Source organism: Luteimonas pelagia, from assembly GCF_054776035.1.
The window spans coordinates 609,690-623,894 of sequence record NZ_BAAHCG010000002.1 but is presented as its reverse complement, the minus strand read 5'-3'; the positions used below and the strand labels follow the sequence as shown (position 1 = coordinate 623,894).

At 73.0% G+C, this 14,205-nt stretch carries 12 protein-coding genes; 3 read left to right on the top strand and 9 right to left on the bottom strand.

Features of this window, described 5'->3' with window-relative positions:
• Nucleotides 1-145 precede the first annotated feature (145 nt).
• The 3 genes from ACYU7H_RS08135 to metH are packed head-to-tail and all read left to right on the top strand — an operon-like array spanning nt 146 to nt 4,864.
• Nucleotides 146-1,075, top strand: coding sequence for an ArsR/SmtB family transcription factor (locus ACYU7H_RS08135; RefSeq protein WP_460814012.1), 930 nt, complete (start codon nt 146-148; stop codon nt 1,073-1,075).
• Nucleotides 1,072-2,163, top strand: a complete 1,092-nt coding sequence (locus ACYU7H_RS08130) for a homocysteine S-methyltransferase family protein (protein WP_460813745.1) — start codon at nt 1,072-1,074, stop codon at nt 2,161-2,163. The genes ACYU7H_RS08135 and ACYU7H_RS08130 overlap by 4 nt, the downstream gene beginning before the upstream one ends.
• Nucleotides 2,164-2,170: 7 nt before the next feature.
• On the top strand, nt 2,171-4,864 hold the full coding sequence (gene metH, locus ACYU7H_RS08125; protein ID WP_460813743.1) for a methionine synthase: 2,694 nt from the start codon (nt 2,171-2,173) through the stop codon (nt 4,862-4,864).
• Between the two features lie 6 nt (nt 4,865-4,870).
• Here metH and ACYU7H_RS08120 read toward each other — a convergent pair whose 3' ends face one another.
• The 9 genes from ACYU7H_RS08120 to ACYU7H_RS08080 form a co-directional block, all read right to left on the bottom strand.
• Complete coding sequence (locus tag ACYU7H_RS08120; RefSeq protein ID WP_460813742.1) at nt 4,871-6,538, bottom strand: hypothetical protein; 1,668 nt, start codon at nt 6,536-6,538, stop codon at nt 4,871-4,873.
• A complete protein-coding gene (locus ACYU7H_RS08115) occupies nt 6,535-6,975 on the bottom strand; it encodes a hypothetical protein (RefSeq protein ID WP_460813741.1) in 441 nt (146 codons plus the stop codon). Before ACYU7H_RS08115 ends, ACYU7H_RS08120 begins: the two co-directional genes overlap by 4 nt.
• 1 nt (nt 6,976) lies before the next feature.
• Entirely contained in the window at nt 6,977-9,160 is a 2,184-nt protein-coding gene (locus tag ACYU7H_RS08110) for a TIR domain-containing protein (RefSeq protein ID WP_460813739.1), read from the bottom strand.
• A gap of 73 nt (nt 9,161-9,233) precedes the next feature.
• A complete protein-coding gene (locus tag ACYU7H_RS08105; protein WP_460813738.1) occupies nt 9,234-9,842 on the bottom strand; it encodes a DUF2058 domain-containing protein in 609 nt (202 codons plus the stop codon).
• A 52-nt stretch (nt 9,843-9,894) separates the two neighbouring features.
• Nucleotides 9,895-10,128 (bottom strand): SlyX family protein, encoded by a 234-nt coding sequence (locus ACYU7H_RS08100; protein ID WP_460813737.1) that lies wholly within the window; start codon nt 10,126-10,128, stop codon nt 9,895-9,897.
• Nucleotides 10,125-11,480 carry a UDP-glucose dehydrogenase family protein gene (locus tag ACYU7H_RS08095; protein ID WP_460813735.1) on the bottom strand — a complete coding sequence of 452 codons (1,356 nt, stop codon included), beginning with the start codon at nt 11,478-11,480 and terminating at the stop codon, nt 10,125-10,127. Before ACYU7H_RS08095 ends, ACYU7H_RS08100 begins: the two co-directional genes overlap by 4 nt.
• 72 nt (nt 11,481-11,552) lie before the next feature.
• Nucleotides 11,553-12,341 (bottom strand): FKBP-type peptidyl-prolyl cis-trans isomerase, encoded by a 789-nt coding sequence (locus ACYU7H_RS08090; RefSeq protein WP_460813734.1) that lies wholly within the window; start codon nt 12,339-12,341, stop codon nt 11,553-11,555.
• A gap of 82 nt (nt 12,342-12,423) precedes the next feature.
• Nucleotides 12,424-13,383, bottom strand: a complete 960-nt coding sequence (locus ACYU7H_RS08085; protein WP_460813732.1) for an FKBP-type peptidyl-prolyl cis-trans isomerase N-terminal domain-containing protein — start codon at nt 13,381-13,383, stop codon at nt 12,424-12,426.
• A gap of 111 nt (nt 13,384-13,494) precedes the next feature.
• Nucleotides 13,495-14,097 carry a glutathione peroxidase gene (locus ACYU7H_RS08080; RefSeq protein WP_460813730.1) on the bottom strand — a complete coding sequence of 201 codons (603 nt, stop codon included), beginning with the start codon at nt 14,095-14,097 and terminating at the stop codon, nt 13,495-13,497.
• Nucleotides 14,098-14,205: the final 108 nt, after the last annotated feature.

The following is a 14,205-nucleotide window of genomic DNA, read 5'->3' as shown; positions in this document are numbered from 1 at the left end:
ATGGCGGCCCTTGCCGGACCCGCCTGCCCGATGCGGTTGCAGGAGGCCGTCGCCAACGCCCGGGCGCGCTCCCCACCGCGGCGCTTGACCCCGCCACCGCGCGCCGCCAGACTCTTCATCGCTGTATCGCGATGGACGGATGAAGATGGACCTGGAAGGCTGGTCCAGCCACCTCAAGGTGTTCGCCGACGCCACCCGGGTCCGCCTGCTGGCGCTGCTCGAGCGGGAGGAACTCACCGTCGCCGAACTCTCGGCGATCACCCGCCTCGCGCAGCCCCGCGTCTCCACCCACCTGGCGAAGCTCAAGGACGCCGGCCTGGTGCGCGACCGCCGTGCCGGCGTGTCCGCCTACTACCGCTTCGACGAGGCGACGCTCGATCCGGCGCAGCGCGCGCTCTGGGAATCCATCTCCACCGGCAGCGACGACCCGCTCCTGCGGCAGGACGCCGCGCGCGTCCCCGGCGTGCTCGCGCACCGCGCGGCCGACCAGAACTGGGCCGACTCGGTGGCCGGCGACATGGAGCGCCACTACTCCCCCGGCCGCACGTGGGAGGCCCTGGCGCGTTCGGCGCTGCCGCTGCTCTCGCCCGGCGACGTGCTCGACATCGCCTCGGGCGACGGCGTGCTCGCCGAACTGCTGGCGCCGCATTCGGGCCGCTACGTCTGCGTGGACGCCAGCCCGCGCGTGGTGGCGGCGGCCGCAGAGCGCCTGGCCCGGCACCGGAACGTGGAGGTGGTCGAGGGCGACATGCACGCCCTGCCCCTGCCGGAGGCGGCGTTCGACCTGGTGGTGATGATGCACGCGCTCACGTATGCCGAGCGTCCCGCGCAGGCGGTGGCCGAGGCAGCCCGCGTCCTGCGGCCCGGGGGGCGGCTGCTGCTGTCGAGCCTGGCGCGCCACGGCCACCGCGCGGTGGTCGAGGCGTACGGGCACGTCAACCTCGGCTTCCCCGAGAAGGACCTGCGGCGGTTCGTCGAGAAGGCCGGTCTGGTCGTCGATGGCTGCGAGACGGTCACCCGCGAGAAGCGCCCGCCGCACTTCGAGGTGGTCTCGCTGATCGGGACCAGGCCATGAACGAGGTCGATGCCACTGCCGCGGGCACCCTGGCGTGGAAGGATCCAGGCCGGACCCGGCGCCTGTTCGACGCGCTCGCCCGGCGCATCCTCGTGCTCGACGGCGCGATGGGCACCATGATCCAGCGCCACGGACTGGAGGAGGCGGACTACCGCGGCGAGCGGTTCGCCGGGGGGTTCGACCGCGACCACGGCGGCGAACCGCGCGACCAGCGCGGCAACAACGACCTGCTGAGCCTCGCCCGGCCCGACCTCATCCGCGACATCCACGCCGAGTACCTCGCCGCCGGCGCCGACCTGGTCGAGACCAATACCTTCAACTCGACCGCGATCCCGCTGGAGGACTACGGCCTGTCGCACCTGGCGCGCGAACTCAACCGGGAAGGCGCCCGCCTGGCCCGCGCGGCCTGCGACGCCGCGGAAGCGGCAACGCCGGACCGCCCCCGCTTCGCGGTCGGCGTGCTCGGCCCCACCAACCGCACCGCCTCGCTCAGCCCGGACGTGAACCGGCCCGGCTTCCGCGCGGTGTCGTTCGACGATCTCGCCGCGGCGTACCGGGACGCGGCGGAGGGCCTGCTCGAGGGCGGCGCGGACGTGCTGATGGTCGAGACCGTCTTCGACACGCTCAACGCCAAGGCCGCGCTGTTCGCGATCGAGGACGCCTTCGCCGCCGCCGGCCACCGCGTGCCGGTGATGGTGTCCGGCACGATCACCGACGCCTCCGGCCGCACCTTGTCGGGCCAGACCGCGGAGGCGTTCTGGTATTCGCTGCGCCATGCCGGGCCGATCGCGATCGGGCTGAACTGTGCGCTCGGCGCGAAGGAACTGCGGCCGCACATCGACGCCCTCTCGCAGGTCGCCGACACCCACGTCAGCTGCCATCCCAATGCCGGCCTCCCCAACGCCTTCGGCGGCTACGACGAAACGCCGGGGGACATGGCCTCGATCCTGTCCGCCTTCGCGCGCGACGGCCTGCTGAACCTCGTCGGCGGCTGTTGCGGCACCACGCCGGACCACATCGCCGCGATCGCCGAGGCGGTGCAAGGCATTCCACCGCGCGTGCTGCCCCGCCTCGCGGACGTGGCCTGAGATGACGATGGGCGCGCGTACCCTGCCCCGCCACACGCGCCTGGCCGGCCTCGAGCCGCTCCAGATCACCCCGGCGTCCAACTTCGTCAACGTCGGCGAGCGCACCAACGTGACCGGCAGCGCCCGGTTCCGGAAGCTGATCAAGGAGGACCGGCTGGACGAGGCCGTCGCCGTCGCGCGCCAGCAGGTGGAATCCGGCGCGCAGGTGCTCGACGTCAACATGGACGAGGGCCTGCTCGACTCCGCGGCCGCGATGGTCGAGTTCCTGCGCCTGATCGCCGCCGAACCGGACATCGCCCGCATCCCGGTCATGGTGGACTCGTCCAAGTGGGACGTGATCGAGGCGGGGCTCAAGTGCCTGCAGGGCAAGGGCATCGTCAACTCGATCTCGCTCAAGGAGGGCGAGGCCGAGTTCCTGCGCCAGGCCCGGCTGGTCCGCCGCTACGGCGCCGCCGTCGTGGTCATGGCCTTCGACGAGGATGGCCAGGCGGACACGGTCGCGCGCAAGGTCGACATCTGCAGCCGCGCGTACGGGCTCCTGACGACCCGGGTGGGTTTCCCGCCCGAGGACATCGTCTTCGACCCCAACGTCTTCGCCATCGCCACCGGCATCGCCGAGCATGACGGCTACGCGGTCGCCTTCATCGAGGCCGCGCGCGAACTCAAGCGGCGGTTCCCCGCGTCGCATGTCTCCGGCGGCGTCTCCAACGTCAGCTTCTCCTTCCGCGGCAACGAGCCCGTCCGCCAGGCGATCCACGCGGTGTTCCTGCAGCACGCCATCGCCGCCGGGATGGACATGGGCATCGTCAACGCCGGCGCGCTGCCGCTGGTGGACGACCTCGACGCCGACCTGCGCGAGCGCGTCGAGGACGTGGTCCTGAATCGCCGCGCCGACGCCACCGAGCGCCTGCTCGAGATCGCCGGGCGCTACCGCGGGAAGAAGGGCGAAGCCCCGGTCGAGGACCTCGCCTGGCGGAGCAGGCCCGTGCACGAACGCCTCGCGCACGCGCTGGTGCACGGCATCGACCAGCACGTCGAGGCCGACACCGAGGAGGCGCGCCAGTCCGCGACGCGACCGCTCGAGGTGATCGAAGGGCCGCTGATGGACGGCATGAACGTCGTCGGCGACCTGTTCGGCGCCGGGAAGATGTTCCTGCCGCAGGTGGTCAAGTCCGCGCGGGTGATGAAGAAGGCCGTGGCGCACCTGCTGCCCTTCATCGAAGCGGAGAAGGCGCGCGGCGGCGGCGCCGGCAAGCCCAATGGCACGATCGTGCTGGCCACCGTCAAGGGCGACGTGCACGACATCGGCAAGAACATCGTGGGCGTGGTCCTGGCCTGCAACAACTTCAAGGTCGTCGACCTGGGGGTGATGGTCGCCGCCCAGGCGATCCTGGACGCGGCGCGCGAGCACGAGGCGGACCTGGTCGGCCTGTCCGGGTTGATCACGCCGTCGCTGGAGGAGATGTCGCACGTCGCGCGCGAGATGCAGCGCCAGGGCCTGGCGATGCCGCTGCTGATCGGCGGCGCCACGACCTCGCGGGCCCACACCGCGCTGCGCATCGACCCGCACTACGCGGCGCCGACGGTGTGGGTGAAGGACGCCTCGCGTGCCGTGGGCGTCGCCCAGTCGCTGGTGTCCCCCGACCGGCGCGCCCCGTTCGTGGCGGCCAACGACGCCGACTACGCCGGCATCCGGGAACGCCACCGCAACCGCGACGGCGGCAAGCGCCTGGTGTCGCTCGAGCACGCCCGCTCGCGCGCGTTCGATGGCGGCTGGGACGTGTACGCCCCGCCGGCGCCGAGCCGCCCGGGCCTGCACGTCATCGACGACCAGCCGCTCCACGATCTGGTCGCCTGCATCGACTGGACGCCGTTCTTCCAGACCTGGGAGCTGGCCGGCAGCTACCCGGCGATCCTCGCCGATCCCGTCGTCGGCCCGCAGGCGCGCGAGCTCCACCGCGACGCGCTGGCGATGCTCGACCGGGTCGTCTCCGAACGCTGGCTCGCCGCGCGTGCCGTGTACGCCCTTTGGCCGGCGCATTCGGAGGGCGACGACGTCGTCGTGGACGTCGACGGCACGCCGGAGACCCTGCACTTCCTTCGCCAGCAGGCCGACAAGCCGGTCGAGCGTCCCAACCTGTGCCTGGCCGACTTCGTCGCGCCGCGCGACAGCGGGCGCAGCGACTGGATCGGGATGTTCGCCGTCACGGCGGGCCTCGGCATCGAACCCCACCTGGCGCGGTTCGAACGCGAGCACGACGACTACAGCGCGATCCTGCTCAAGTCGTTGGCCGACCGCCTGGCCGAGGCGTTCGCCGAACGCCTCCACCAGCGCGTGCGGACCGCGGACTGGGGCTATGCGCCCGGCGAGTCCCTCGACAACGACGCGCTGATCGCGGAGTCCTACCGCGGGATCCGCCCCGCCCCCGGCTACCCGGCCTGTCCCGAGCACAGCGAGAAGGCCACGCTGTTCCGCCTGCTCGATGCGCCGGCCCGCGCGGGGATCAGGCTGACCGAATCCTTCGCGATGTACCCGGCCTCGGCCGTGTCCGGCTACTACTTCAGCCATCCGGACAGCCGCTATTTCGTCGTCGGGCGCGTGGGACGGGACCAGGTGTCGGACTACGCCCGCCGCAAGGGCGTCCCGGTCGCGCAGGCGGAGCGCTGGCTCGCGACCCTGCTCGACTACGACCCGGAGTGAGGCGCGTCAGGGCCGGCCGTGCTCCACGGTCCGCTCCCGGTGCATCAGCGTCCATTCCGCATGCTCCGCCAGCGCGGCCTCGCCCAGCGCGCGCAGGATCTCGGCGCGTTCGGCGTCGCTTCCCGCGGAATCGAGCGCGCCGCGCGCATTCCGGTAGATCCGGTGCATGAACCGGTATTGCCGCACCAGTTCGCGGTCGGCCTTGCGGTAGGCGTAGGCCTCGCGGACCGCCGCGATCAGGGAAAAGGCACCCATCAGGGACACCAGGACGTCCTGGGTGAACCCTTCCAGCCCGCGGGCGAACAGCACCAGTACGACGCTCAGCGCGATGCCCGCCCAGAGGCACGCATGGCCGATCGCCCGCGTGCGCAGGTGGTGGCGCGCGTGCTCGGCGGACTTGCGCGCGTAGTACGCGAGTTGGCCGCCGACCCCAGGCCGACCCACCCACTCCTCCACGACGTCGTCGAGCGCGACGTCGCCGGGCTGCACCCGCGGCGCCAACAATTCGGCCTGCCGCATCACGTTGCGGATCCAGGCCAGCTCCACGTCCTGCTTCTGCAGGAAGTTGTCGTGCGCGAACTCGGGCGCGCCGATCGCGGAGAGGCCTGCGCGCCGCCAGAAGGCCTGCACCCGCAGGCCCTCGGCGAGTGCGCGGTAGTCCACGTACTTCCGGTGCCAGTCGTTGCGGCTTGCCAGTCCCGCCGTGGCCAGGCCGAGCACGAAGAACAGGAGGAACAGCCACAGCATCCAGTCCGGGGCCCCCAGGTCCGAATAGAGCAGGAAGGCCAGGCCCATCAGCAGCGCGAGCCCGTGGATCCCGCGGACGGCCAGCAGCATCCGGCGCTGTTGCCCGATCGCGAGCAGGTCGGCCTGGTGCATCAGCCGGCAGACGGGGTCGTCGATGTCGGCGTCGGTGCCGGGCCGCAGCCGCCGTCGATCCGCCTCGAACGCGTCCATGCGCGCGAAGATCGCCGCGAACTCCCCGGGCAGCCCTTCGGCGACCGGCCGGGACCCGCTGCACGTGAGCCATTCCGGCTCGCGGGCCGGGCCACGGGACGCCGAGGTCCGGCGGTCGATCGGGAGGTGCAGGGCCAGGCTGTCGTCGTCGCCCGCGAGCACGGTGCGCATGTTGTCGCGTGCCCGGCGCGCCCCGGGCAGCGCGCCCCCGAGGTGGTAGCGGACGATCTGCGCAGTGCCACCGGTCCCGCCCGCGGCCCTGCCATCCCACATCGCCAGCAGCACGTGGCAGTGGTTCGCCACGTAAAGGCCTGCCTGGAGGTACTGCCGGTCGCGCTCCGGCCCGTGGCGCGCCCCGGGTGCGTGGTGCCTGGACGCGATCGACGTGATCCTGGACGCCCGCGACAGCAAGGCGTCGAAATGCGCGCGGGATGCGTCGTCGACGAAGTCCTCGCGGTACGCGGCGGGATCGAACGGCAGCGGGACCACCAGTTCCGCGCCGAGCTCGAGGCCGACTTCGGCCGCGAGCCGGTCGCCGCCTTCGGCCAGCGGCGACAGCAGCACGGGCTGCAACCGTGGATAGGCCGCGAACAGCCCGGCGAGGACGTCGTGCACCCGCGCACGCAGCGCCGGCACCGCCTCGGGGCGGAGGTCCCTGTGGCTGGTGACCCCCACCACCAGCCGCGTGGCGACGGACCGCTGCGCGCCTTCGCTCACTGGTTGATGATCACGGGATCGTGCATCACCTTCCGGCCGCGGTAGGTGCAGCGCAGCGCGTAGGCGTAGCGCGCATGGTCGGCGTTCGCGTCGTCCACTTCCAGGGTCCGCGGACGTTTCCGGCGGATGGCCGGGAACGAGCGGTAGGCACGCTTGCGGTCCGGGCAGGCCGGCGGACCCTTCGGTGCATCGCGCGGCACCTTCAGCAGCCAGAACGTCGACGCCGGCAGGAATGCCGCTTCTTCGTCGACGAGGTTGAACCGCAACGTGACATCGCCGGCCTGGACCTTGCGCAGGTCGATGGTCCCGTCGGCGTTGACCGCCCCCGAGTCCGACCGGTAGCGGAACGCGACCGGCGGCCCCTGTGCGCTGCCCCCCCGGCGGCCCCCGGTTTCCTCGATCGCCACGTCGATGTCGATGATCCTGGATGCACCCATCTCACTCTCCTTGCCCGGCAACGCGGGACGCGTTGCCTTCCGGTTCCGTCGGCGGCACGTCGTAGCCCGCCTCGCGCAGGCGCGCCCATGCCGCGCGGGCGCGCGCGCCGTCACCCAGGGCCGCCCACGCGCGCGCAGACCACGCCACTGCCTCCGCGCCTTCGGCGCCGTTGCCGGCCGCCTCGATCACGCGTGACCAGGCAGCGCGCATCCGACCGCCATCCCCCGCCGGAGCCCCGGGCTGGAGTTCGGCGATCCGCCCGAGCAGCGGGATCCGCCACTGCACCGCCTTGCGCGCCTGCACGCGATTCCCGATGGCGGCATCGACCGCCTCGAGGACCGACCGTGCGATCGCGAGCGCGCGTGCCCGGTCGCCCGCGGCACGCGCCAGGTCCGATTCGAGGGTGGCGCGTGTCGCAGGCACCTCGACCTGCCATGCCCACGCATCGGGACGCTCGGCACGCCAGGCGTCCATGCGTCCGGCGTTCGCCTCCAGTCCCGCGCGCGCGGCGCCCGGATCCTCCGCCGCCATCGCGAACCGCGCGAGGAGCAGCCAGGCCTTCGCGGCCGCCAGTTGCCAATCGGCGTTGTCCGGCTCCAGGACCAGCTGGGCCTCCGCGATCGCCGCGGAGCGTTCGGCCTCCCGTCGTGCCGCGGTCGCGTCGCCCGCATCGCGCAGCAGTTCCGCGAGGAACCGCCGTGCCAGGGCCATCCGTTCCAGCGCGAGGGCGTGGCGCGGATCACGCAAGAGCAGGGCTTCGTACAGCGCGATTTCCTCCCGTCGCGTCGCGGTCGCATCGGCGAGCCTGAGCTCGAGCGACAACGCGGTGGAGAGCCAGGAAAGCCCCTGTCCGAGCAGCAGCGCATTGGCGGGGTCGCCATCCGGCAGCGCCGACTGGATCCTGCGCGCGCGCTCGAACTGGACGATCGCCTCCTCCACCCGTCCCTGGTCGAGCAGCATCACGCCGAGGTTGGAATGCGCGCTGGCGAGCTCGACCTGGTACTCGACGTTGCCGGGCGCCATCTCGACCAGCCGGCCCGCCAGGTCGCGGTAGGCGTGCATCGCACGTTCCGCATCCTCGAACTCGCCCCGTTGCCAGGCGTGGTACCCCACCCAGAAGACGCTCTGCGCGTGGTCGTAGATGCGGTCCGCATCCCCAGGCCGGCGCGCGAGCAGTTCCGCGGTCGTGGCGCGCGCGTTCCGGAACGCTTCCAGGGCATCGCGGTCGTCTCCCCGGCGCGCGTCGATCTCCCCGATCAGGCGCTGTGCCGCCGCGCGGCGCGCGAGGGAGGCGTCGTCGAGCGCCTTCGGATCCTGGCTTTCGTAGTAGGCCAGTGCCCGCGCCCCGACGCCTTCGAGCGCATCCAGCCGTCCCACCGGCTCCAACCGGTCGCGCAGGTCGCCGAGCATGAACTCGACCAGCCCCTCGGCCTGCAGGCGTTGCGCACGCGCCGCATCGCGAGACTGCACCGCCACCCAGGCCAGCAGCGCGAACGCGCCCGCGGCGAGCCCCAGCGCACCCGTCAGCCAGGCAAGCCGCTGGTGGCGCCGCGAGGCGTCGCGACGGACGAGGCGGTCCAACGGAACGCCCGCGAGCCCGGCGACAAGTTTCAGCACCCCGAGGCGCCAGCCGTCGCCGCCGGGACGGAGGTCGACCGCCACGGGCGCCAGGCCGTCGACGCCGCCGTCCGCCGCGAAGCGCGCACGCAACGAAGGCGGCAGGGTCTCGTGCCACGGCGGCCGTCGTCCGTCGCCGGCCGGCATCGCGTCCGCCAGAAGCACGCACAGCACCGGCGCGCCAGGGCGCAACCGCGCGAAGGCGGTCGCCTCCGCGTCGACCCAGGGCGAGGCCGCCGCGTCCGGGGAGCACAGCACCACGAGGGCACGGCTTCCCGACAGCGCCGCATTCACGGCCTCGCCCAGCACGGCATCGGCACCGAGTTCGGCCCGGTCGCGGAACACCGGATGCAGGCGCGGGGGCACCGGACCGTCGCGCCCGGGCTGCCCCGCCACGTCCGGCGGCAACCGGTAGGACTCCAGCGCGCGATGGAGCCGCGCCGCGACGCGGCGGTCGGCGTGGCTGTAGCTCAGGAAGGCCCAGTAGCGCGCGCCACCGGGCGGCCCGTGGCCCGTCGGGGCCGCGGACACGAACCACCGGCGGGCGCGTGCACCGACTGGAGGCACCGACAGGTTCCGGGGCCCACGGATTGGGACCGTCGCAGCCGCGGAAACGCCGCGCGCGCCGCGCGGCGGCCAGTCACCAGGTCAGGTCGTCGGGCACCTGGTAGCGGGGATCCGCGTAGGGATCGTCCCCCGCCGCCGCCGTCGGGTCGACGCGCAACGCCACCGCGTCGGCGAACACCGCCCCCACGTCGTCGAGCAGGGCCGCTTCGACGAGGAGGTACCGGCCGCGCAACTGCACCACGCCCAGCCGCCCCGCGTTCAGGGCCTCGAGCTGTGCCCGCGTGACGTAGACGCGCTTGATCCGGCCGCCGTACTCGAAGTGCCTCGCGATGTCCGCCTCGGCATCGTTGAGTGCATGGCCGGACACCATCGCCTCGACCCGCGCCAGGGCCTCGCGGCGCGCCCGCGCGGCGGCCTGCCTCGCCTGCTCGGCGGCGATGCGCTCGTCCTTCTCGCGCTGCGCGCGGATCGCATAGGCCTTTGCGAGGTCGATGTCCTCGCGCGACTTCTGCCCGCGCGGTGGGCGCTGGCCCCCGCGGCCGGACGGCTTGCCGGCCGGGGGACCGGACGGCTGCCCCCCGCGCCCGCCCTTGCGGGCGTCCTTGCGGGCGTCCTTGCGTTGGGGAGGGGCCGGCGCCTTGAAGCCGAGGCCGAGCAGCTGGTCGCGGAGGGAATCGCTCATGCGTGTCGCGGTGGTATCGGATCGTGCGGGGGCGGAGGATACCCGCCCCGGCTCAATAGTGCGGCGGGCGCTCGTGCGCGGTGTCGATCCCCCCGGGGCCGGCGGACAGCGCCAGCCGGAGCTCGCGCAGTTCCTCCAGCGCGCGATGCAGCAGCAGCGCATTGCGCGCCTCCTCGTCCCGCGCGGCGGCCAGCGCGTCGCTGAGCTCGTTGATCGCCTGTTCCTGGAACGCGATGCGCGATTCCAGCGCGGAGAATCGCACGTCGATGGCGTCTTCCGGGTTCATCCGGCCTCCTGTCCGCGCGGCCGCCGGCCACGCCCGATGCCATGGTAGGCAAGCCCGTGCGCTTCGACGTGCGCGGGGTCGTAGATGTTGCGACCGTCGAACACGACCGCGTCGGCCAGTGCGGCGCGCAGCCGTTCGAAGTCGGGGCTGCGATAGGCCTTCCACTCCGTCACCACCACGAGGGCGTCGGCCCCGTCGAGCGCCGCGTAGGGGTCGTCGCAGAGCACGAGGTCGTCGCGCGCACCGTACAGGCGTCGCGCCTCGGCCATCGCTGCGGGATCGTGCGCGCGCACGCGCGCGCCAGCCGCCCACAGCGCCTCGAGCAATGCGCGGCTCGGCGCTTCCCGCATGTCGTCGGTGCCCGGCTTGAACGCAAGCCCCCAGACCGCGATCGTGCGGCCTGCCAGGCCCGCCGCGCCGGCGAAGAACGCCTCGATCAGGCGTGGCAGCACCTGCTTCTGCGCTTCGTTCACCGCCTCCACCGCGTCCAGCATCCGCGGTTCGGCGCCGCTGCGCCGCGCCGTCGCCGCCAACGCGCGGACGTCCTTGGGGAAGCAGGACCCGCCGTAGCCCGCGCCGGGATACAGGAACTGCAGGCCGATCCGGGGATCGGCGCCGATGCCCTGGCGCACCAGTTCGACGTCCGCGCCGACGTGCGAGGCGATCGACGCGATCTCGTTCATCAGGCTGATGCGCGCGGCCAGCATGGCGTTGGCGGCGTACTTGGTGAGTTCGGCCGAGCGCACGTCCATCGGCACCAGCCGGTCGCGTCGCCGGTTGAAGGGTGCGTAGAGCCGCCTGAGCGTCTCCAGCGCACGGCCGCCATCGGTGCCCACCACGATCCGGTCGGGCCGCATGAAGTCCTCGACCGCGGCGCCTTCCTTCAGGAACTCCGGATTCGAGGCGACGTCCACCTCCACCGCCGCACCGCGCGCGGAAAGGGTCCTGGCGATGACGTCGCGCACCTGGTCCGTGGTGCCCACCGGCACCGTCGACTTGACCACCACCAGCAGGGGCGCCTCCACGTGCTCTCCGATCGTCCGCGCGACCGCGAGCACGTGCCGGAGGTCGGCGGCGCCATCCTCGCCCGGTGGCGTGCCGACCGCGATCATCGCCACGTCGGCCGATGCCAGCGCCTCGTCCGGCGACGTGGTGAACCCCAGGCGCCCCGCGGCGAGGTTCGACGCGACGAGCGGATCGAGCCCCGCCTCGTGGATGGGCACGCGGCCGGCACGCAACGCGTCGATGCGGGCGTGGTCGATGTCCACGCATGCGACGTCGTGGCCCACGTCCGCCAGGCATGCGCCCGTCACCAGTCCGACGTACCCGGTACCGAAAATCGCGATGCGCATCGCCCGTCGTCCTCCGTTGGGAGCACGAAGCGTGGCGGCGGCGGATGACAGCCGCCACCACGTCCGTTCCGGTTACTGGGCCGGCGTGTCCAGGATCTCGAGCAGTTCGACCTCGAACACCAGCGTGGCGTTGGGCGGGATCGGGCCGCCCGGCGTGCCCGATTCGCCGTAGGCGAGCTTGGCCGGGATCCACAGCCGGTACTTGCTGCCCACCGGCATCAGCGCGATGCCTTCCTGCCAGCCCGGAACGACCTGGGCGACCGGGATGTCGGCCGGCTGGCCCCGCTCGATCGAACTGTCGAACACGGTGCCGTCCAGCAGCGCGCCCTGGTAGTGCACGCGCACGACGTCGCCGGCGTCCGGCCGCGGGCCGTCGCCCGCCTGCAGCACCTGGTACTGCAGGCCGGACCCGGTCACCTGGACGCCTTCCTTCTTCGCGTTTTCGGCCAGGAACGCCTCGCCGGCCGCCAGGTTCTCCTCGGCTTTCGCCTTCGCCTCGGCCTGGCGCTTCTCCATCAGCCGCTGGCTGAAGCGCTCGCGCACCGCCTGGCGCTGCACGTCGGTCAGCTTCGCCTCGCCCTCGGCGATGGAGGTGCGCATCGCCTCGACGACGGTGTCGAGGTCGACCTCGTCGGCGATCGGGCGCAGCGACTCGCCCAGGTCCATGCCGACCATGTAGCTGACCTGGTCCTTCTCGGTGGGCAGGCCGGCGATGGCCTCGGCGCCCTCGGCGGCGGCTTCGGCACCTTCGGCGGCCGGCTTGGCCTCGTCGGCGTCGTCGACCGGCTGGCACGCGGCGAGCGCGGTGGCGAGCGCGAGGGCGGAGAGCGCGCCGGCGGCGCGCGCGGGGAACTTGGTCATCGTTGGCTCCATTGGTGGGTCGTCCACGCGCCCGGACGGCGCGCGGCGGGGGAATTTCGTGGCCGGCCGGCCGCGGGCCCGCTCAGAGGATGTCGAGCAGTTCGACGTCGAAGACGAGCGTCGCGTTCGGACCGATGGGTCCGCCCGGGGTTCCCGCCTCGCCATAGGCGAGCGCGGCGGGGATCCAGAAGCGGTACTTGCCGCCGACGGGCATCAGCCCGACGCCCTCGGTCCAGCCGGGCACGACCTGCGACAGGGCGAACTCGGCCGGTGCGCCGCGCTCGTAGGAACTGTCGAACACCGTGCCATCGAGCAACGCGCCCTGGTAATGCACGCGGACGCGGTCGGTCGGCGCGGGGCGCGCGCCCGCGCCCTGCCGGAGCACGCGGTACTGGAGGCCGCTCCCGGTCACCTGCACGCCCGTCTTGCCCCGGTTCCCGGCGAGGAACGCCTCGCCCTCGGCGAGGTTGGTGCGGGCCAGTTCCGCCTGCTTCGCCTGCATCCGGTCCTGGATGCGCGCGGAGAACGCCTGGCGCACGGCGGCCGCCTCGGCCTCGTCGAGCAGCGGCGTGCCACCGTCGATCCGCGTGCGCACCGCCTGCAGGACGACCGCCAGGTCGAGCTCGTCCGAAATCGGCTTCAACGAACGGCCGACGTCCGTGCCCACCAGCAGGCCGACCTTCTCGCGGTCGACCGTGGGGGGCGTCGCGCCCGCGGCGCCCTGCCCGGAGCGCGCGGCGATGCGCTGCATCAGTGCCTGTGCGACCGGCTGGACCTCGGCGTCCGCCAGCAGCGGCTCGCCGCCGGCGAACGCGTTGCGGATCGCACGCTCGAACGCCTCGAAGTCCAGGTCCGGCCCGACCGGCGCGATCGAGCCGCCCACGTCCATGCCGACCATGTAGCTGGCGCGCTCGCGCTCGCCGGAAAGGCTCGTCGCCGCCTGCGCCGCCGGCGGCGCGTCCTGCGCGGCCACGGTCGTGGCGGCCCCGAGCGCACTCGCGGCAAGCAACAGCGCGAGCGGTGCGCGCGTGCGGATCTTCATTCGGTGAACTCCTGCGGATCGTGTCTGGATGGCCGGGCGGCGACGCCGCGCACGGGGCCCTGCATTGTCATGGCGACCGCGGGCCGGGGCAACGCGAGGCCCGGGTCGCGTTCAGTCGCCACCGGGGCGGGGTGCGTCCAGCGCGGATTCGATGGCCGCCACGAGGGCGGGGTCGTCCGGCGCGACACGGCTGCCGAAGCTGCGCAGCACCCGTCCATCGCGCGCGACCAGGTACTTGTGGAAGTTCCACGCCGGCGCCTCCCCCGTGGCCCGTTCGAGCGCCCTGTACAAGGGCGTCGCGCCCGCCCCGACCACGTGCACCTTCTCGAACATCGGGAAGCGCACGCCGTAGGTCAGCGTGCAGAACTCGCGGATCGCCGCTTCGTCCTCGAACTCCTGCGCCTTGAAGTCGCCCGAGGGAAAGCCGAGCACCGCGAACCCGCGCGACGCGTAGCGCGCGTGCAGCGCCTCGAGCCCCTCGAACTGCGGAGTGAACCCGCACTTGCTCGCGGTATTGACCACCAGCAGCACGTCGCCGCCGTACGTCGTGGCGAGGTGCACCGGGTCCTTGCCGGCCAGCGGCCGGTAGCGATGGTCGAGCAGCGAGTCCCCCGCCCAGGTGGCGGGGGCGGAAAGCAGGAGCACGGCAGCCAACGCGGCATGCCGGACAAAGGCGCGGGCACGCCGGGGACGGGGGTAGCGGGTCGGCGGCATCGGTGGGGACCTCGCGGGGACTGCAGCCATCCTAGCGGCCCCGCGGGCCGGCGCCCCGCGGCCCCCTGCCATCAGTTGGGTCCCGCGGGCTTGACCGGCCGTGTTTTG

Coding starts and splice junctions, on each gene's coding strand:
- ACYU7H_RS08100 (WP_460813737.1), bottom strand. CDS start 10,128: ATGAACCCGGAAGACGCCATCGACGTGCGATTCTCCGCGCTGGAATCG.
- ACYU7H_RS08105 (WP_460813738.1), bottom strand. CDS start 9,842: ATGAGCGATTCCCTCCGCGACCAGCTGCTCGGCCTCGGCTTCAAGGCG.
- ACYU7H_RS08095 (WP_460813735.1), bottom strand. CDS start 11,480: ATGCGCATCGCGATTTTCGGTACCGGGTACGTCGGACTGGTGACGGGC.
- ACYU7H_RS08130 (WP_460813745.1), top strand. CDS start 1,072: ATGAACGAGGTCGATGCCACTGCCGCGGGCACCCTGGCGTGGAAGGAT.
- ACYU7H_RS08115 (WP_460813741.1), bottom strand. CDS start 6,975: ATGGGTGCATCCAGGATCATCGACATCGACGTGGCGATCGAGGAAACC.
- ACYU7H_RS08135 (WP_460814012.1), top strand. CDS start 146: ATGGACCTGGAAGGCTGGTCCAGCCACCTCAAGGTGTTCGCCGACGCC.
- ACYU7H_RS08090 (WP_460813734.1), bottom strand. CDS start 12,341: ATGACCAAGTTCCCCGCGCGCGCCGCCGGCGCGCTCTCCGCCCTCGCG.
- ACYU7H_RS08085 (WP_460813732.1), bottom strand. CDS start 13,383: ATGAAGATCCGCACGCGCGCACCGCTCGCGCTGTTGCTTGCCGCGAGT.
- ACYU7H_RS08080 (WP_460813730.1), bottom strand. CDS start 14,097: ATGCCGCCGACCCGCTACCCCCGTCCCCGGCGTGCCCGCGCCTTTGTC.
- metH (WP_460813743.1), top strand. CDS start 2,171: ATGGGCGCGCGTACCCTGCCCCGCCACACGCGCCTGGCCGGCCTCGAG.